This window comes from Myxococcales bacterium, assembly GCA_016720545.1.
GTDB lineage: Bacteria > Myxococcota_A > Polyangia > Polyangiales > Polyangiaceae > JAAFHV01.
Window position 1 is genome coordinate 161526 of record JADKKK010000013.1, and the last position, 18411, is coordinate 179936.

Here is an 18411-nt window from a genome sequence, read left to right on the forward strand (position 1 = left end):
CGGGTGGGGAGCGGGGCGCGATAAGTGGCCCGGTGGCGGGCTTCCCTGGTAGTGCCAGCCCATGGCGGACGACCAGGCCACCGAAGCGCGCGACCCCGAGCCGGCAACGGCGACGGGCGCGTCACCCGCGCCTGGGGCGGGCGGCGACGAGGCGCGCAAGGCCGGCCGAGGCGGCGCGTTCGTGCTCGCGGCGAAGGTGTTCTTCCAGCTCGTGGGGTTCGCCCAGCAAGCGCTGCTCCCGAAGGCCATCGGCCTCGCCGGCTACGGCGGCTTCTCGCGCGTGTTCGCCCCGGTGAGCGTCGTCAGCAACGTCATCGTCTTCGGGTTCACCCAAGGCGTGAGCCGCGCGGTGGCGGGCGCGGGCGACAAGGACCGCGAGGCCTTCCGGGCGGCCTACCGCGTGAACCTCGCGCTCGGCTTTGCGATCGCGCTCGCGTTCCTCGCCCTCTCGCCCGCGCTCGCGTGGTTCCAGCACGCGCCCCACATCACGCGGTCGCTGATGGTGATGTCGGGGCTCTTGCTCGCGTACAGCGCCTACGCGCCGCTCATCGGTTACCTCAACGGCAAGGGGCAGTTTGGCCGACAGGCGTCGCTCGACATGATCGCGGCGACCCTGCGCACCTCCGGCCTCGTCGGGCTCGGCTACCTGTTCCGCAAGCAGTGGGACGACGGCGTGCTCGGCAGCGCCGTCGGCGCGGTCCTCGCGGCGGGGCTCATCCTCCTGCTCGCCCTGTCGATGACGGGCACCGGCGCGAAGCCGAGCGCGGCGGACGCCGACGATCCGCGCATTCCACGCGCGCTCCCCTACTTCATAGGCCTCGCCCCCGTCATGCTGGCGCAGCTCTTCACGAGCGGGCTCATGCAGGCCGACATCACGGTGCTCGGCCACTTCCTCTCGGCCGCGGCCCCTGCCGACGACGCGGCGCCACAGAAGCTCGCCGACGAGTGGGTGGGCGTGTACCGCGCGTGCCAGCTCTTCGCCTTCCTTCCGTACCAGCTGCTGTTCAGCGTCACGCAGGTGCTCTTCCCCATGCTGGCGAAGGCCTCGAAGGAAGGCGACCAGGCAGCCGTCTCGCGGCTCGTGGCGCGCGGCTCACGACTCGGCGTGCTGGTCACGGGGCTGTTCGCCTCCGTGGTGGTCGCCCTGCCCGCTTCGCTCCTCGGGTTCGTGTACGGCCCCGACGTCTCCGCGCGCGGCGCGGCGACCCTGCGTGTCCTCGGGCTCGGCCAGGCGTCGTTCGCTATCTTTGGGCTCGCGACCACCGTGCTCGTGAGCCTCGGGCGAGAGCGCCGAGCGATGCGCCTCACCGCGCTCGCCCTCGGCGCCAACCTGCTCTTCGGTTGGGGGCTCGTCGGCAGAGCCAGCTTCGGCGGCCCACAGCTCGTCGCCGCCGCGACCGCGACCACGCTTTCCATTGTCGCTGCGCTCATTTACGCCACGCACACGGTGCGACGAGAGGCGGGCGCGTTCGTCCCCGCGGGCACGGCCGCGCGCGTGGGCGGCCTGCTCGTCGCCCTGGCCGCGGCGGGGCAGCTCGTGCCGCGCCTCTCGAAGCCGGTGACCGTGCTCGCGTGCGTGGGCGTGGTCGTGACCTACCTGCTCGTGCTCGTGGTCAGCGGCGAGCTCGGCCCGGACGATCTCGCCGTCGTCAAAGGTGTCGTGGCGCGGCGCCGCAAGTAGCGCGTCGGCGGACCGCCACCGACCCCGCCTCAGCGATCGTCGAGCTTGCCGTCCATCATGTCGAGGCGGCGCTTCGCCTCCTGGAACTGCTCCATCGTGAGGACCTGACGCTCGACCATCACGGTGAGCAGCGTGCGCGCGAAGAGGGCGAGCGAGTCCACGTCGCGTTGGAGGGCCAGCACGCGCGCGTCTGCGGCGGCCCCGTGCTGCGCTCCGGGCGGCGGACCGCCTGGAGGTCCGGGCGCGTAGACCCCCGGCGCCGCCGCTCCGGCGTATCCGCCCATCTCTCCGCCGGGAGCGCCGGAAGCGTACGGAGACGTGTAGCCGGTGCCGGGAGGAGGGAGCGCGTCGAGGCCGAGCGCCATTCCCTGTGGCATCGACTGGAGGCCCTGGCCTGGCGTCGGGCCCTGCATGCCCTGCGCGCCCTGCATGCCCTGGCCCCATGCCCTGGCCTGTCAGCGCGCCCACGCCGCCGAGCAGCGCGCCGCCGAGCGCCCCGACGGCCCCGCCCATTCCAGGCATCCCGGGCATGCCAGGCGCGCGCCCATGCCGGGCATCCCGCCCATGCCCATCCCGCCCGCCCCCCCGAGCGGCGGGCCCTGAGGCGCCGAGGGCTGCCCGCCGAACTGCGCGGTCGGTCCCATGATCCCGTTCAGCCAATCCATCGCGCCCATCGAGCACCTCCGCGCCCGAGCATACACGCCCCGGGGCGCGGCGGCGCGGGCGCGGTCCGGGGGTCGGGGTAAGGCGCGCCGCGGCGGGGGGGGGGGGGGGGGGGGCCCGGGGGGGGGGGGCGGCGGCCGGCCCCGCGCGCGGGCGGGGGCGGCCGGCCGGCGGGCCGGGGGGGCGCCGGGCCCGCGCCGGCGGGGGGGGGGGGGGCGGCGGGGGGGCCCGGGGGCGGCCGCGCCGGCCCCCGGCGCGGCCCCCGCCCCGGCCCCCGCGCCGGGCGCGCGGGGGGGCGGGGGGGCGGCGGCGGGGGGGGGGGGGGGGGGGCGCGCACGCCCGGGGGGGCTTGGGGGGGGTGCCCGGTGGGCGGGGGCGGCCGGGGCCCCGCGCCGGGCCCCCCGCGGGGGGGGCCGGCCGGCGGGGGGCGCGGGGGGGGGGCGCCGGCGGGGGGGGGGGGGGGGGGGGGCCGCGGGGGGGGGGGGGGGGGCGCGGGGGGCGCCCCGGGCGGGGGGGCGGGGGCGGGGGCGGGCCGCCCCCCGGGCGGGGGGGGGCGGGCCCGGGGGGGCGCGGGGGGCGGGGGGGGCGGGCCGGCCCGCGGGGGGGGGCCGGGCGGCGGGGGGCTGGGGCGCGGGGGGGCCGCCCCGGGGGGCGGGGCGGGGGCCGCCGGGGCCGTGCGCGGGGCCGGGGCTGGCGGGGGGGGGGGGGGGCGCGCCGCCCGGGGGCGGGGCCGGCCCCCCCCCCCGGGGGGCGTCCGCGCGGGTCGAACGCGCCCCTCAGGGCAGGTTCGTGCCCAGCACGAAGAAGACGTAAGAACCCGTCACTACGTGAGAAATTGTCACGCCGAGCACGTGGGGTCGCTTCGCGTACAAGAGCCCCCACACGAGGCCAGGGACGAACGCGAACACGGCGAAGAAGAACGACATATGGAGGTGCGTGACCGCGAAGAGGAGCGCGGCGACGACCACGGCGCGCGCCGTGGCGCCCTTGCCGCGGAGAAAGAGCATGAGGCCGCTCTGGAGCGCGCAGCGCACGATGAGCTCCTGCACGAAGCTCGACACAGCGTAAATGAGCACGAGCCGCTGGATCGCGGGCTCCTGGAAGCGCGCGACGACGTCGGTGTGCTCGAAGAGCGGCATACCGCGCCACGCTTCGTTCACGCGGAGCGCGACGAGCTTCACCGCGGTGATGCCGGCGAGCAGCGGCGGGGTGGCGAGCACGGCGAGCCCGAAGGAGCCGAGCGAGTGCTTGAGCCCGAGCCCGAACGAGGCGATCGGGAGCCCGGTGCGCCGGATGAAGCGGACGCCGCCGTACGCGAACAGGCCAATGAGCGGAAGGCTCAAGTACGACGTCGATCCCGGCAGGCTCCCTTTCACGCTCGGCAGGCTCGCGAGGAGCACAGCGTAGCCCGCGAGGAGCACCAGCACATCGACGACGAAGAGGCCCATCGCGGCGCGCTCGCGCGCCCGGAGCAGGTCCGCGGTCGACTGCTCGCGGAGGCGCGCGGCCATCACCCGGGCCATGGAGCACACGAGGTCTTCGTAGGCCTCGGAGAGCTCGGCCGCGTGGGGCGCGGAGGGGGCGACGAGCGCGCCGCCGGGCCGCAGCGCGGTGAACGGGATCTGCCACACCGTGCAGGGCTCGAGCGCGAGGACCGACGCGGTGGTGGGGAGGCCGTCGAAGATGCTCATCTCGCCGAGCACCGCGCCGACCCCGACCTCGGCGACCTCGTGCACCTCCTCGGCGTGGGTGTCGCGGCGCGCCACACGCGCTCGGCCCCGCGCGAGCACGTAGAGGTGCTCGGTGGGCGTCCCCTCGGTGAGCAGCGCCTCGCCCGGCGTGAGCTCCCTCACGGTGAGGACCCGGGCCAGCGGCGCCCGATGCGCGGGCGTCATCCCCGCGAAGAGCGGGAGCGACTCGAACGGGAGCGCCTCGCTCACTCCGCGGGTCCCTCGCCCTCGCGCTCCTGAAGGCTCGCGGAGCCGAGGGCGAGCGCGCGCTCCTCGAGCTCGCGCACGCGCGCGCGGGTCCACTCCTCGGGGATCGCGGGGCGGAGCTCCTGGCCCTCCTTCACGGGGACGTGCGCCATCGCGTGCTCGGCCAGCGCCGTGATGGTGAGGCTCGGGTTCACGCCCAGGTTCGCGGGGATCATGGATCCGTCGCACACGTAGAGCCCCGGGTGACCGAAGACCTCGTTGCGCGCGTCGATGACGCCGGTCTCGGGCGACTCGCCGATGGGCGCGCCGCCGAGCACGTGCGCGGTGGTCGGCACGTCGAAGAGCACCTCGGGGATGGACGAGTACGCGATGCCACCCTCCATGCGGCCCGCGAACGCGCGCGCCACCTCGTTGCCGAGCGGGATGTAGGTCGGGTTCGGCGCGCCCTTGCCGCGGTCGGTGTCGAACGCCCGCGTGAAGAGCCGCGTCCACTTGCGCTTCATCCGCAGCGAGATCGAGTTGTCGAGGGTCTGCATGACGAGGAGGAAGATGCCCCGCTTGGCCTTCCCGAACGGCCAGAGCGACCGCAGGAACGTGACCGGCTGGGTGAGCACGTTCTTCAAGTAGCGGAGCGGGCGGGGGAGCCCGGGGCCGCCGTCGGTGAGGAGGGTGGCGAGGGGCGCGAGGGCGTCGCTGCCCTCGCTGTAGCGCACCACCTCGACGTGGGTGTCGTGGTCGGGATGGAACGACGAGGTAATGGCTATACCCTTGGAATAGTTCACCTTGTCGCTCGATGAGGTCACCCCGAGGATGGCCTCGCTGTTCGTCCGGACCCGCTCGCCGAGGCAGGCCGACACGTTGGGCAGCCCGCCTCGCTCTCGGCACTCGAGCAGCAGCTTCACCGTGCCGAGCACGCCGGCGGAGAGCACTACGTTGCGCGCGCGCACGACTCGGCGATCCTTCGCGAACCAGGCGCCGCTCTCCTCGTGCGTGACCTCGTAGCCACCGCCGGGCAGCGCGCGGACGTCGGTGACGGTGCGCATCGGCTCGATGACCGCGCCGCGCTTCTCTGCAAAGTACAGGTAATTTTTGTCGAGGGTGTTCTTCGCGCCGTGGCGGCATCCCACCATGCACCCGCCGCACAGCGTGCACGGCGAGCGGTCGGGGCCGAGCCCGTTGAAGTAGGGGTCTCTTGGCTCGCCGCGCCCGCCGCCGGCGCCCGGCTCCCCGAAGTACACCGCGACGGGCGTGCGGATGTACGACGCCTCGCGGCCCATCTTCTTCGCGATGTCCTTGAGCAGCACGTCGGGCTCGCCCTCGAACCGGTTCTGGGTGACGCCGAGCATGTACTGGGCCGCGCGGTAGTGCGGCATGAGCGCCGCCTTCCAGTCATGGATGCCCGCCCACTGCGGCGCCGAGAAGAACGCGTCGGGGGGCACGTAGAGCGTGTTGGCGTACACGAGCGAGCCACCGCCGACGCCCGCGCCCGACAGCACGAACACGTCGGAGAAGAACGAGAGCCGCAGGATGCCGAAGCACTTCGCCGCGGGCAGCCACAGCGAGCGACGGATGTCCCAGTTGGTCTTCGGGAAATCCAGCGGCGCGAAGCGGGCGCCGCGCTCCAGCACCCGCACCGAGTAGCCCTTCTCGGCGAGGCGCAGCGCGGACACGCTGCCCCCGAAGCCGGAGCCCACGATGAGGAAGTCGACGTCGAAGGGCGGTTGGGTCATGGACGGCTGGCTCGAGAACGGGGAGCGCGCGGAAGCGTCGGGCACGCGAGCGCGCGCGGGGGAGGAGCTCCTCGGAAGCTTACCACCGACGCTCGAGCGGGGTCCTCGGGCAAGCGGAGCGCGCAGGGCGTTTCCGCTTCATGCGGGGCGGCGTTCACCGCATACTCGGCGGCTATCCATGCGCGACAGCGAGCCCCCGAAGGAAGACCACTCCACCGCACACATCGTCCAGTCGCTCGGCATCAACCTGCTCATCGCCGCGGTGAAGGCGGTCGCGGCGGTGCTCACGAAGTCTGGCGCGATGCTGGCCGAGGCGCTCCACTCGTTCTCCGACTGCGGCAACCAGGTGCTCCTGCTCGTGGGCGTGCGCCAGTCGAGGAAGCCACCTGACGCGAGCCACCCGCTCGGGTACGGGCGCGCCGTCTACTTCTGGTCGTTCATGGTGGCGATGCTGCTCTTCACGGGCGGCGGGATGTTCTCGATCTACGAGGGCGTGCACAAGATCCGCGAGCCGGAGCCGGTCGAGAAGGTGTGGATCGGCCTCTTGATACTCGGCATCTCGCTCGTGCTCGAGGGCGGCGCCACGCTGTCCAACATCCGCGAGCTGAACAAGCGGCGCGGGGAGAAGCCGTTCATCCAGTATCTCCGCGACACCAAAGACGCTGACCTCGTGGTCGTCTTCGGGGAGAACTCCGCGGCGGTGCTCGGCCTCGCGTTCGCGATCGTGGCGCTGTCGCTCGCCGCCCTCACCCACGACGGCCGGTGGGACGGCGCGGGCAGCGTCGCCATCGGCGTGGTGCTCGTGGGCGTCGCCGTGTTCCTCGCCGTGGAGGTGAGCTCGCTCTTGCTGGGCGAGGCCGCCGATCCGGAGATCGAGGCGGCCGCGCGCGCGGCGGCGAGCGACTTCGTCGAGCTCAACCGGGTGCTCAACTGCGTCACTCTGCAGCAAGGACCCGGCGAGGTGTTCGTGTCGATCAAGCTCTCGTTCAAGAGCGACCTCGGCATCGACGACGTGTGCCGCGTCATCAACCGCTTCGAGGAGAAGCTCCGCGCCGCGTGCCCCGAAGCCCGGTGGATCTTCGTCGAGCCCGACATCGACCGGGACGCCGAGGCGGCGCCCGATACCGCGGCGCCCACCGCCGAGTGACCCGCGACGCGTGCCCTGCCACAACTGATCCGTGACAAGAGGCGCCCACCTGGTACCCTCCGGGACATGCGCCGCGTCGAACCGCGCCCGGGGTCGATCGATTACCAGGCGCTGGCGCTGAGCGCGGAGGAGGGCTTTCTGCTCTCCCGCGTCGAGGGCGTGACCGACACGCGAGAGCTCGTGGCGCTCACCGGCCTCCCTCCGGAGGAGGTCGACCGCATCGTCGACCGCCTGCACGCGCTCGGTGTGGTCTCGGCTCGGGACGACGCGACGCCGCGGCGGGAGTCGTTCTTGCCGCCCCCGCGCGAGTCGGTCGCGCCCGGCCCACGAGTCGCTCTTGCGCGAGTTCGTCGAGTGGGGCGAGACACCTCAGGGCGACCCGGCGGAGGCTCCCCAAGGCAGCGAGGCACCTCAACGAAGCCCGAGCGTGGCGGCTGAGGGCAGCCAGGGCGAGCTGGCCGAAGAGGCGACCCAGGACGACCTCCTGGCGGACACCGATCCGGCCGAGCCCGAGTCCGAAGGAGACAAGCTCGCCGAGCGCGACTACCGGAGGGTGTACGAGGCGGTGTTCCGCCCCATGGAAGCCGACGCGCGGGCCGCGCACGCCGCGACCGCCGCCGGGTCGGAGCTGATGGCCCTTTGCCTCGACCCCGACCCGCGCGTCATCTACGCGGTCGTGCACAACGCGCGCACCGGGCTCGATCACTTCCGCTTCATCGCGCTGTGGCACCGCACGCCGCAGGGCCTCGAGCACATCCCGCGCGAGAGCGCGCGCGATCGCCAGGTCGAGCGCCGCCTGCTCCGAAACCCGCAGCTCTCCGAGCAGATGCTCGGGCGCATCCTCGGCCCGAAGCGACTGCTCGACGTGTACAAGACCGCGATCGATCGCGAGGTGCCAGAGCGAACGCGCCAAAAAACGCGCGGCGCGCTGCTGCAGCGCTGGAGCAAGGCCGCCCCCGAGGAGCGCGTCGAGCTCTTGCTGACGACCGAGGGGCGGTGCCTCATCCTGCTCGTCGGCGGGACCATCGACGCGCGCAGCGTGCAAATCTTGTGCGGCCGCTCGTCGTTCACCACGATGTTCGTGACGAGCGTGGTGCGCTTCAGCGCCGCCCCGCCCGCGCTGCTCGCGCACTTCGCGAAGCAGCCCCTCGTGCGGCGCAACCCCGCGCTCCGCAAGCTCCTGCTCACCCACAAGAACCTCCCCGGCGACGCCAAGAGGGCCCTCCAGGGGCTGTAGAGAATCGCGAAAGAGACCATGCCCGAAGGCGACGAGCGAGCGAAGAAACAAGAGCGATTCCGTGCCTTTCTCGAGGCTCGGCTCGACGGCCCCGAGGCGGCCGCCGAGTGGCGCGCGAACCTGGGGCGCGGCTACGAGGAGCTGCTCACCCGCCCGCTGGGCGAGCTGCTTCCCCGCGAGGCCCTCCTCCGCCTCGTCGAGGCCGGCCGACGCCCCGAGGTCTACGACCGCGCCGTCGCGAAGATCTCCAAGGCCGTGCACGCGGAGGCCTACCCGCGCGTGCTGCGGCACGACGCCACGCTCGGGCGCTACGTGCCGGCGGCCGGCCGCGCGAAGATCGACGCGCTCCTCGGGCGACCCAACCTGGTGAACCCGAAGCTCGTGCGCGAGGTGCTCGCGCAGGAGGCCATGGAAGACCTGATGCGCGAGGTGCTGTTCGACGCGCTGAAGGAGTTCAACCAGAACGTGAACCCGTTCTTCGCCGAGTGGGGCATCCCCGGGCTCATCAAGAAGGTCATGCCCATCGGCTCGGGCGCGGTGCTCAAGTCCCTCGACTCGGTGCGCGGCGAGTTCGACAAGCGACTCGACCCCGAGATCCGCAAGTTCCTGGGCGCCTTCGCGCGCAAGGCCCTCGACCGCACCGCGAACCTCATGATCGACAAGGGCGACTCGCCCAAGTTCGTCGAGCTCCGGCGCGCCGTCGCACGCTGGCTCTACGAGCAGCCCGTGGGCGAGCTCGCGACCGCCGTCGACGCCGAGGCGGTCGCGCTCGGCCGCGAGGCCGGCGTGCTCATCGCCGCGCACGCCGCCACGGTGGACGAGCTGTCGCGCGAGATCACCGACGTTATCGGTGCATTCTGCACGAAACACCAGACCGACCCGCTGGCGGCGGTGCTCGCGGCCTACGACGTGACTTACGCGCCGGATCTCGACGCGCTCGCCGAGGCGACCTGGCCGCTCGTGCGCACGGCCGCGAAGAGCGCGACGGCGCTCGACTGGGCCGCGAAGGTGTACGGCGAGTTCCTCGCCGCGGGCGAGTGAGGGCGGTGCGCAGGCCCTCCGCCCGCCACACCGTGGGGACGCTCGTCGTCGCGTCCGCGTCCGCGCTCGCGTCCGCGCTCGCGCTCGCCTCGGGCTGCGGGGTGCCTCCTGCGCCGACTCCCGCGCCCGTGCCGACCGTGTCCGCGTCCTCCGGTCCCCTCGCGAGCGCGCCCCGAGCGGTCGTGCCCGCGCCCTCCGCTCCCGCCGCGAGCGAGACTCCGCGGCCGCTCGCGACTGCCGATTACACCTTCCGCGTGCTCGCCGCGACCGACGCGGTCCACGAGCCGGAGGCCACGCAAGGCGAAGACCAGGCGGGCGTGGCCGACCTCGGCGACAAGCTCCTCGCCTACCGAGGGCAGCAGCTGTGGGAGCTAGCCGGCGGCGCGCTCGCCGAGCGCAACGAGCTGCTCGCTGGCCTGCCCGTGCGCCCCGAGGGCCGCGAGGAGATGAACATCGTGGGCCTCTACGGGAGCTGGCCGGCGCGGGCGTTCCTGGTCACCAACGTGCACGGCGGCAACTGCGCCACCCACGCGGTCTACCGTTGGGAAAGGACGCGCTGGCAGCGCGTCGTAGGGCCCGGCACCGCGGCGGGCCTCGGCGATCACCCCGGGCTCTGCAAGACCTTCACCGACGTGAGCCCCTGGAGAGACGGCGCCCTGCTCGCGTCCAACAACGCGGCGGGCAAGCCGGAGGTGTTCCCGCGTGGACCGGCGCCCTTCGACCTCGCCGGCCTCAAGAAGGCTCCGCACTTCGCGGAGCATCGCTGCGACACGCTGTTCGCCCTGACCTCGACGGCGAGCGGGCACGCCTTCGCGACGGGCCTCCGCTGCGCCGCCGACGGCGCGCTCCGAGCGACCGCGCTCCGGTGGGCTCCGGGCGCGAAGAAGACCACCGACGAGCAGGCGCTCCCGGTCCCCACAGGCGCGAAAGAGCTCACGATTTTGTCGATGTACGCGGCCTCGGAGCGCGAGGTCTACGCGGCCGGGACCGCCGACGAGCGGGGCTACCTCGCGGTGTTCGACGGCGCCGCGTGGCGAATGATCGACGTGCCGGGCGCGCGCGCGATCACGAAGGTGCGCGGGCGGCCTGTGTGGCTCGTCGCCGACGGCGCCGTGTACGTGAGCGAGCTGCGTCGTGATCCCCGTGGTCCGTCGGGCGCGTGGAGCGAGCGCACCTTCGCCCCGATCGCGCTCCCAAGAGACGTGCCCCCCGCGAGCTTCTTCGACGTGCTCACGCGCGCCTCCGGCGAGGTGCTGCTGGTGGGAGGCCCGGGGATCCTCTCGGGCCGCCCAAGCAGCGCGCCGGGCCTCCCGCGGTGAACGACCCGCCCGCCTCCCGCGACGCGCTCCATGGCAGGCCGCGCAGGCCGCGCAGACCGCGCAGGCCGCCCGCGAATGGCGACTCGTCTCTCAGACTTCGCGCTTCAATAGATGCACGACCCCGACGAGCCGATTCTCCCGCACGCGCAGGACCCCGAGCGGCAGTCGTAGCACCGGGTGGAGCACTTCCCGAGGCACTCGGACGAGCTCTTGCAGCCGCCGGAGCCGCCCCCCGAAGAAGGCGGTGACGGCGGCGGCGCCACGAACCTCAAGCCGTCGCAGTTCGACTTTTCGTCGGTGGTCGTCTTCACGTCGCTCCGCACACACGTCTTGACGTTCTTCTCGTCGTTGCCGCAGGCGGAGCCGAAGTTCCCATTGCTGCAGTAACACGACGCGGAGTCGTTTCGTGCGCAGCACCACTCGTAGCTCTTCGTGCACGAGGTGATCGTGGAGCTGGGGTACCCAGAGCCGCAGGTGCAGCGCCCGCCTTCTTCTTTGCAGCCGATGGCCGCGCACGAGCAGCTCGTCGTCGTGCCGTCGACCTTGGTGTCCACCGAGCACACGAGCGAAGCGCCCACGGTGGAGGAGTTGCACGCCGAGACCTTGGACCAGTCGGCGCTCGGCCGGCTCGAGTCCTCGCTCACCGCGACGCACTCGCAGCTGCCCTTGTCTTTGGCCAGATAGCAGAATCCCTTCGACGACGTGCTCGAGGTGGGAGGCGTGGACGACGAGCCCCCGTCGTCGTCGTCGCGGCAAGCCGCGAAGAGTGGAATCACGAAGACGGCGGTCAGCAGAAGACGAAGGTGAACAACCATGGCGACTCCCCGTGCGAAGTCGTCACTAAAGCACCGTTCTGGCCATCGATCCAGACGCGCCGTATCGATGGCCGTCTGGATGGGCACCAGCACTTCGACATGCGCTTCTCCTGGCGCATCCACCGCGATCTATCCTGCGCCACCTTGAAGACCGCGCTCCGCGATGGCTTCGGGCGCAACGCGTACACCACGAGCTTGGCGCGCGTCGCCGCCCTCGGTGAACACCGTGGCCTCGTGGCCCAGCCGCGCCACGAGGGCGCCCTACTCCGCGAAGCGCCCCCCCGTCTCGGACGCCGCCGGAGGATCGCCGCCGGAGGATGTGTGGTAGGTTCATGCCGTGCGTCTGCTCACGATTGGCCTCGCGCTCCTCCCGCTCCTCGCCTTGCCGCTCCTCCACTGCGGCGGCCCGACGTGCCCTGGCTCCAGGGTCCAGTCCGCAGACGGCACCTGCGTCCGCGAGGACATCGCCGACTTCATCGCGTGCGTGAACAACTCCGGCTCGAAGCAGCTCTCCAGAGAAGACGCGAAGCGCATCTCGGCCAGCGCGGCGCAGGTGGGGGGCTCGGCGGAGTGGAGCGACTCCATGCGGCAGCAGTACAGCGGCCCCGCGGAGCAGCACCAAGCCGCCGTCATCGAGCAGTGCGTGCGCATGACCTCGCATGCGCCTGGCGCGACCCCGCACCAGGCCCCACAAGACGACTACGAGGCCCGCGCGAAGGCCTGCCGCGAGCGCCGCGCGACCAGCGAGTGCACGGTGGACGCCGACTGCTGCCTTGGCGAGCGATGTATCGATCCGTGCGCCTCGGCGGCGAGCCCCGCGAGCAAGAGCCTACTCGCCCAAGCGTGCCCAAAGCCGCGCTGCGGGCCAAAATAGCCCCTCTCTCCCTCTCTCCCTCTCTCCCTCTCTCCCTCTCTCTCTTTCTCCCTTCTCCCTCTCTCGGTCTGAGGACAGGACATAGGTGACACCTTAAGGACAGGACATAGAGCCGCGCCGCGGGGGCCTCAAGTTGTCGACGTGGATGATCTTCGGGAGCCCGTACCGGGACGCCGGGCCTCGGTCCGTAAATCAACAGGCTGCTAGCTAGGTGAGAAACCCGGCACTCGAGGAGTGAGATCGTGTCACCCTCTCAACAGGCAATGAGGTCACCTCGAAGGAGGAGGAACAGGCACGGGTGTAGCCGAGCGGAACGGAAATTTGGGGGACCCCACCTGTCACCTGGGTATGCCCCGAAGTGTTACCGATGTCCTGTCCCTCACCGTCCCTCACCCACCTCTCTCCCTCCCTCTCTCCCTCCCTCTCTCCCTCCCTCTCTCCCTCCCTCTCTCCCTCCCTTCTCCTCCCTTCTCCTCCCTCTCTCCCTCCCTTCTCCTCCCTTCTCCTTCCTTCTCCTCCCTCTCTCCCTCCCTTCTCCTCCCTTCTCCCCCTTCTCCCTCTCCCCTCGCGCGCGCGAGCCCACGAGCGTGGGGGTGGGGCTTTCGGCCGCGGGTGGGAGGAGCCGCATGTCCGAGGTCGTCGTTCCCGCGCGCTCCCAACCGCCAGGAAGTCTTCGTCCGACACGCCCCCTCCATCACCGCGCGGAACGACGCCGAGTCGCGGAGGGGCCCACCCGCGGCCGAAAGCCCCACCCCCACGCGGTGGCCTCCCCGCGCGCCCCCCTCCGTCCCCTCGCCCCCCGCGCGCCCCGCGCGCACCCCTCCCCCGCTCCGCGCCAAGCGCACCCACCACCCACCACCCACCGGGTTACCATGGTCCCCAACGTGGGAGAGTTCGCCACGAAGGAACGAGACGCCACCCTGGTGGCCCTGACGGCGGTGCAGACCGCGCTCTCCGCCACGTCGAGCGGCTCGCTGCTCGACGAGATCGCGTGGAGCCGCGAGGTGGAGGCGCGCTTCTTCGAGGGCGGGGCGGACGCGCTCCCGGAGCCGACATACGAGGTCGACCGCGCGGCGTTCTCGGCCGAGCGCACGGCGCTAGAGCGCGCGCGCGACGCGCTCGAAGGCGAGGGGCCCATCCACGCGTTCCTGCTCGGCGTGCTCGGGTCGAGCGTCGACAAGCTGCGGCTCCTCGAGGCGATCGGCACGGACGCCTTCGGCGCCGTGTCGCGTGACATCTACGGCGGCTCGCGCACGCTGTTCCTCGGCCGCAGCAAGCTCGACCTCGCGCAGCACCTGCTCGAGCGGCTCTCGGTGCACGGGTGGGACCGCTCACGCCGCGAGGCCGAGCCCACCATCACCTCCGAGGACCTGGCGGCGCGGTTCGAGGCCAAGGCGGCGGCGCGGCGCGGGCTGGAGCTCCGGGTCGTCGTCGATGACACGCTGACGTCCAAGGCGATCGCCGGGGCGACCCGTGTGCGGGTGCGGCGCGGCGCCATGTTCTCCCCGTGGGAGGCCGACGGTCTCTTCCGGCACGAGGTCGAGACCCACGCGTACTCTGCCCAGAACGGCCTCGCCCAGCGGCACATGCCCTTCCTGCGGAGCGGCGGCCCGCGCTCCACCGAGACCCAGGAGGGCCTCGCGGTGTTCGCCGAGCTGCACCACGGCGCGCTCGCGACGCCGCGGCTCCGTCGCCTGGCGCTGCGCGTGAAGGTCGTCGCGATGGCGGAGGACGGCGCCGATTTCCTTGAGGTCTACAGGTACCTCGAGCGCTTCGAGGGCCTCGCGCCGCGCGACGCCTTCCTCGACGCCTCGCGCGTCTTTCGAGGCGGCGACGTGCGCGGGCGCAGCGTGTTCACGAAGGACACCGTGTACATCTCCGGGCTCATGCGGGTGTACGCGTTCCTCTCGGTGTTCGTGCGCGGCGGCTTCCGCGACGAGTGCGAGCTCGTCATGGCCGGGCGCATCGATCTCGACGACGTGCTCGCCCTCGTGCGGCTCGACCGCATGGGGCTCGTCGTGCGGCCGAAGCTCTTGCCCAAGTGGCTCCGCGAGTGGGACACGCTCCTGCCCTATTTCGCGTTCATGTCGTTCGTCGCCGGGATCGATCTTGCGCCCGTCGAGCGCAGCTACGAGGGCCTCGTGGTCATGGCTGAGGACGCACGGCGCAGAGGCTGAGCGCCGCGCGCGCGCCTGTTCGGCTCGGCTATCGCTACCTGCCTATGTCCGCCGCGCTCCGCGGATAGAGCTCGAGGTAGGTCGTAGGCGCGCCGGCCTCGACGAAAGGCGTGAAGGTGCCGAACACGCCCGTCACGGCGGTGAAGGCGTTCACGATCGCGGGCACCACCGGCGGGTTCGTGAACCGGGCGCCGGTGAGGAAGAACGGGCTCAGGCTCACGATGTTGGCGCCTGCGTCGGGGAAGCTCGCGTCGAAGCCCGTAGGGTAGAGCCCGAAGGTCTCGGTGGCGGCGACCGCCGCCTTGCCCGAGATGGCCGGCACCTGCACGAGGAGCGGCCCGTACACGTCGTAGCTGGCCCGCGTGAGCGCCGAGAGCGGCACCTTCGGGATGGGGGTCACGGTGGCGGCGCCGATCTTGCGCATGCAGCCCGGCAACGTGGGCGCGACCTGCAGGAGGATCTCGCTCTGGCCGCCGACGTTGTAGCGCCAGCCCCAGCCGAGCACGTCGACGCGATCGCCGACCGCGATGCTCGCGAAGCCGCTCGCGACGGTTCCGCTCGCGAACACCTTGATCGCCTTGCGCGCGCCCTCGGCGAGCGACCCGTACGAGGTGCCCTCTTGCACGTAGATCTGGCAGGCCTGACCCGCGGCGCAGGCGCCGCGCGAGACCGCGGTGACGTGCACGCCCGCGAGCCACACCTGCGTGGGCGCGGCGGCGTTGGCCGTCCACACCGCGTCGATGGCCGTGATCGGCGCGGAGGGCGGCCTCGTGAGGCAGTCGGGCCACGGGGCGGCGCCGTCGCCCGCGTCGGCGACGTTGACGTCGGGCTTCGCCGCGTCGACGGGGGCGGCGGCGTCGTCGACAGAGGCGTCCTTCGCGGGGCTCGCGTCCCTCGTGGGCGTCGGCGTGGGCGTCGGCGTGGGGGCCTGCCCCGCGTCGCCCGTGGAGGGATCCGGCTCGGAGCCGCAGGCGTTGGCCAGCAGAGAGGTGAGCGAACAGAGCAGGGTGAAGGCGAAAACTCGGCGCAGGGTCATGGTCCTCGTGGCCGCGGGGGGGAGCGCCGCGGGCCGCGCCGAGGACCCGTCGTACGACGTCACCTCGGCGCGCGGTCCAGTAGCGCTTCTCGGCGCCGCGCGCCACCCAGGATAGCGAGATTTACATCTGATGTATGTTCACTTGAACACTCGGACGGAGCCTGGCGGCGCCTTGATCACGAGCACCCTGCCGGCCCAGGCGAAGCCCGCGCTCGCGGCCTCCAGCGCGGCGGGCTCGAGCTTGGGGAGCGGCGCGCCGCCCTGCTCCACCCGCGAGGCCGACGCCACGCCGTAAAGCTCGAACACGTTGGGCGAAGCGCTCCACCCCTCCGCCGAGGCGACGAAGCCATCGTCTTCGGGCGTCAGCGTGATGACGCCGCCACCGAAGACGTCGAAGCGCGACGGCGACCGCCCGGGGAACGCGCGAATCCAGAGCGAGCCCTTGGTCGTCGCGAGCGAGTCTGTGCGGGCGGGATCGGCCACCGGCGAGAGCGTGTCGATGGTGGGGCGCAACATGGGCACGACGCCGCCGCTGCGGAGAAAGAGCGGCGCGCGCTCGAGCGGCGCGGACACCGCCTGGGGCGCGCCCGTGCCCGTCCGGACTGAGCCGTCCCAGACGTCGGCCCACTCTCCCTCGGGAAAGAGCACGGCGCGCTCGGTCTGGCCGCGCTCCACGACGGGGGCGACGAGGAGCGCGTCGCCGAGCAGGTAGTCGAAGTTCGGGTGGGCGCCGAGCCGCGGGTAGGCGAGGCCCAAAGGCCGCATGACCGGCCGGCCGTGCTGCGCCGTGGCGCGGGCGTGCGTGTAGAGATACGGGAAGAGCCGCAGGTGCAGGCGCGCGTACACGCGATAGAGGTCGAGCGTCGCCTGATCGCGCCCGTTCGAGGGCAGAAACTCCCACGGCGTCTGCGAGCTCGAGTCGCCCACCTGCATGACGCTCGAGAGGGCCGTCTGCTCGAACCAGCGAATGTAGAGCTCCTTGTCCGGCGGGCCGTGCCGGTAGCCGCCGGTGTCGGAGCCGAAGAACGGGAAGCCTGAAGGACCGAGCCCGATGCCCTCGATCACAGTCGCCGGCAGGCCACCCACGCCCGTGACCTCTGTGCCGTCGCCGCCGCGCGGGACGAAGCGCTCGCGGTGCTTCGTGAACGAGGCGTCCATGTCGCCCGGCCAGATCACAGAGACGTTCCGCTGATCGCCATACCGCCCCGCGCGGCAAATGAGGAAAGAGCCCTCTTCCTGCGGCAGAAGCTCCTGGTACGTGCGGTGGTAGAGCAGCGTGTAGTCGTGGTGCATCGTGCGGTCGTCGCGGCCGTCTGCGAAGCCCCACACGAGGCGTCGATCACGAAGGCCCGGGACGACGTCCTCGGCGAAATCGAGCTTGAATCCCTCGATACCGAGCCCTGTGTAGCGGCGCAGGTTCGTCTGCCAGAACGCGACGGCGGCGGGGTTCGTGAAGTCGATGGGCACGCTCCACGAGTTGAGCGGAATGCCCGAAGTGGGGACGAAGTAGCCTTTGCTCTCGACCTCTTGGCGCAGCGGCCCCGCCTTCGCCTCCACGTACGGCGTGTGCCAAAGCGCCACGCGGAGGCCCGCGTCGTTCGCGGCGCGCATCATGCGGGCCGCGTCGGTATAGCGGGCCGGGTCGAAGTCGAACGTGTTGACGGCGGTGGCGTAGGGCCGGTCGATCCAGAGCCCCGTGGCGGGCAAGTCGAGCTCGCGGAGCTTCGCGATGTCGGACTCGACCTCGGCCTGATCGCGGCTCTCGTTGCGCCACATCACGGGCCCGAAGCCCCACGGGGCGGGCACGCGGGGATAGCCCGTGACGTCGTAGTAGAGCTTCGTGACGTCGATCGCCTCCTTCGCGACGAACAAGTGCATCTTCCACGGTTCGGCCGCGCCCTTGACGTTCGAGACCGCGTACGTGACGTCGACGCCGTCGGGCCGCTTGCGCGCCACGTCGAAGAGGCCCACGCGCTTGCTCTCGACGAACACGCCCCACCCGGAGGTGCCGATGAGCAGCGGCACCGGCACGTGCGCTTCGTTGTTCTGGCTCTCGAGCTCGCCGTCGAGCTCGATCTGCATCGGCCGCAGCTTGCCCCGGTGCTCGACCGAGTCGGGCCACTCGCCGAGCCCGTAGTAGCCCTCGCGCAGGCCCGCGCGGAGCCCCGCGCGCACGTACACGACGTGCAGCGCCCCGGCCTCGGTCCGCTCGATCGGCGTGAGCGTGAGGGAGAAGCGACCGTCCGCCTCGGCGCGCAGGGAGATGCGCGCGGTGGCGTGCGGGTAGTCGCAGGCCACCTCGACGGAGCCGGCCGTGCCAGGCTCCACGCGACACGCCGTCGGCCGCTCCCACGTGAGCTCCGCGGGCGGCTCGGGCGCGGGGGCCGACGCCGTGCCGCCGTATTCCAGCCAGTACGGGTCGTACGACGCGGAGTCGCTGACCTCGGCGACGAGCCCGAGCTCGAGCGCCTCGCGAGGCAGGGTGAGACGCTCCTCCACGCCCGCCAGCAGGACGATGGTGCCGTCGGTCACGCGGAGCGAGTAGTCGCCGCGCGGGAGCGTCGCGACCGAGGGCGACGGCGGCGGATCACTGCCACACCCGAGGGGCGCGACGGCCGGCGCCCACGCGAGGGCGAGCGCGAAGGGCGCGACGTGCGCGCGGAGGCGCCCGGAGCGAGGCCGGCACCGACGCGCGAGAGGTGCCACGTCGGCGGGCGCGGTGGGCGCGGCTTGGCGCCGGATCGAGCCAGCCAC

General features: G+C 72.4%; 16 protein-coding genes. 8 read left to right on the top strand and 8 right to left on the bottom strand.

All coding sequences use genetic code 11. From position 1 onward, the window contains the following. The first annotated feature begins 61 nt into the window (after positions 1-61). The gene (locus tag IPQ09_22250; protein ID MBL0196896.1) at positions 62-1681 is read left to right on the top strand and encodes a lipopolysaccharide biosynthesis protein; all 1620 of its coding nucleotides are present in this window, start codon (positions 62-64) and stop codon (positions 1679-1681) included. 29 nt (positions 1682-1710) lie between these two features. Here IPQ09_22250 and IPQ09_22255 read toward each other — a convergent pair whose 3' ends face one another. From IPQ09_22255 to IPQ09_22270, 4 genes are all read right to left on the bottom strand, one after another. Continuing rightward, positions 1711-2112, bottom strand: a complete 402-nt coding sequence (locus IPQ09_22255; protein ID MBL0196897.1) for a hypothetical protein — start codon at positions 2110-2112, stop codon at positions 1711-1713. Positions 2113-2136: 24 nt separating this feature from the next. Continuing rightward, positions 2137-2355, bottom strand: coding sequence for a hypothetical protein (locus IPQ09_22260; protein MBL0196898.1), 219 nt, complete (start codon positions 2353-2355; stop codon positions 2137-2139). 765 nt (positions 2356-3120) lie between these two features. Further along, positions 3121-4284: a Crp/Fnr family transcriptional regulator gene (locus tag IPQ09_22265; GenBank protein MBL0196899.1), complete on the bottom strand. Its 1164-nt coding sequence runs from the start codon at positions 4282-4284 to the stop codon at positions 3121-3123. Beyond that, a complete protein-coding gene (locus tag IPQ09_22270) occupies positions 4281-6011 on the bottom strand; it encodes a GMC family oxidoreductase (protein ID MBL0196900.1) in 1731 nt (576 codons plus the stop codon). Before IPQ09_22270 ends, IPQ09_22265 begins: the two co-directional genes overlap by 4 nt. Positions 6012-6189: 178 nt before the next feature. On the opposite strand from IPQ09_22270, the gene IPQ09_22275 reads away from it, so the two are divergent. From IPQ09_22275 to IPQ09_22295, 5 genes are all read left to right on the top strand, one after another. Further along, positions 6190-7158: a cation diffusion facilitator family transporter gene (locus IPQ09_22275; protein MBL0196901.1), complete on the top strand. Its 969-nt coding sequence runs from the start codon at positions 6190-6192 to the stop codon at positions 7156-7158. Between the two features lie 66 nt (positions 7159-7224). Then, positions 7225-7596, top strand: coding sequence for a hypothetical protein (locus tag IPQ09_22280; protein MBL0196902.1), 372 nt, complete (start codon positions 7225-7227; stop codon positions 7594-7596). Then, complete coding sequence (locus IPQ09_22285; protein ID MBL0196903.1) at positions 7586-8395, top strand: hypothetical protein; 810 nt, start codon at positions 7586-7588, stop codon at positions 8393-8395. Before IPQ09_22280 ends, IPQ09_22285 begins: the two co-directional genes overlap by 11 nt. 18 nt (positions 8396-8413) lie before the next feature. Continuing rightward, positions 8414-9436, top strand: a complete 1023-nt coding sequence (locus tag IPQ09_22290; GenBank protein MBL0196904.1) for a hypothetical protein — start codon at positions 8414-8416, stop codon at positions 9434-9436. Positions 9437-9441: 5 nt separating this feature from the next. Continuing rightward, a complete protein-coding gene (locus IPQ09_22295) occupies positions 9442-10755 on the top strand; it encodes a hypothetical protein (GenBank protein MBL0196905.1) in 1314 nt (437 codons plus the stop codon). Positions 10756-10859: 104 nt separating this feature from the next. Here the strand turns inward: IPQ09_22295 and IPQ09_22300 are convergent, their stop codons facing one another. Beyond that, positions 10860-11531 (bottom strand): hypothetical protein, encoded by a 672-nt coding sequence (locus IPQ09_22300; protein ID MBL0196906.1) that lies wholly within the window; start codon positions 11529-11531, stop codon positions 10860-10862. 376 nt (positions 11532-11907) lie between these two features. Between IPQ09_22300 and IPQ09_22305 the strand changes: the two genes are divergently transcribed. Then, positions 11908-12444: a hypothetical protein gene (locus IPQ09_22305; GenBank protein ID MBL0196907.1), complete on the top strand. Its 537-nt coding sequence runs from the start codon at positions 11908-11910 to the stop codon at positions 12442-12444. Positions 12445-12823: 379 nt separating this feature from the next. Here IPQ09_22305 and IPQ09_22310 read toward each other — a convergent pair whose 3' ends face one another. Further along, complete coding sequence (locus IPQ09_22310) at positions 12824-13072, bottom strand: hypothetical protein (protein MBL0196908.1); 249 nt, start codon at positions 13070-13072, stop codon at positions 12824-12826. A gap of 256 nt (positions 13073-13328) precedes the next feature. Here IPQ09_22310 and IPQ09_22315 point away from each other — a divergent pair, with 256 nt between their 5' ends. Further along, a complete protein-coding gene (locus IPQ09_22315) occupies positions 13329-14621 on the top strand; it encodes a DUF1704 domain-containing protein (GenBank protein MBL0196909.1) in 1293 nt (430 codons plus the stop codon). 34 nt (positions 14622-14655) lie between these two features. Here the strand turns inward: IPQ09_22315 and IPQ09_22320 are convergent, their stop codons facing one another. Further along, on the bottom strand, positions 14656-15657 hold the full coding sequence (locus IPQ09_22320) for a hypothetical protein (GenBank protein MBL0196910.1): 1002 nt from the start codon (positions 15655-15657) through the stop codon (positions 14656-14658). A 138-nt stretch (positions 15658-15795) separates the two neighbouring features. Next, positions 15796-18411 carry a glycoside hydrolase family 31 protein gene (locus IPQ09_22325; GenBank protein ID MBL0196911.1) on the bottom strand — a complete coding sequence of 872 codons (2616 nt, stop codon included), beginning with the start codon at positions 18409-18411 and terminating at the stop codon, positions 15796-15798.

Excerpts from the sequence above, each read along its gene's own strand:
- IPQ09_22250 (MBL0196896.1), top strand. The coding sequence starts at position 62 with ATGGCGGACGACCAGGCCACCGAAGCGCGCGACCCCGAGCCGGCAACG.
- IPQ09_22255 (MBL0196897.1), bottom strand. The coding sequence starts at position 2,112 with ATGCAGGGCGCGCAGGGCATGCAGGGCCCGACGCCAGGCCAGGGCCTC.
- IPQ09_22260 (MBL0196898.1), bottom strand. The coding sequence starts at position 2,355 with ATGGGCGCGATGGATTGGCTGAACGGGATCATGGGACCGACCGCGCAG.
- IPQ09_22270 (MBL0196900.1), bottom strand. The coding sequence starts at position 6,011 with ATGACCCAACCGCCCTTCGACGTCGACTTCCTCATCGTGGGCTCCGGC.
- IPQ09_22275 (MBL0196901.1), top strand. The coding sequence starts at position 6,190 with ATGCGCGACAGCGAGCCCCCGAAGGAAGACCACTCCACCGCACACATC.
- IPQ09_22280 (MBL0196902.1), top strand. The coding sequence starts at position 7,225 with ATGCGCCGCGTCGAACCGCGCCCGGGGTCGATCGATTACCAGGCGCTG.
- IPQ09_22290 (MBL0196904.1), top strand. The coding sequence starts at position 8,414 with ATGCCCGAAGGCGACGAGCGAGCGAAGAAACAAGAGCGATTCCGTGCC.
- IPQ09_22310 (MBL0196908.1), bottom strand. The coding sequence starts at position 13,072 with ATGCGGCTCCTCCCACCCGCGGCCGAAAGCCCCACCCCCACGCTCGTG.
- IPQ09_22320 (MBL0196910.1), bottom strand. The coding sequence starts at position 15,657 with ATGACCCTGCGCCGAGTTTTCGCCTTCACCCTGCTCTGTTCGCTCACC.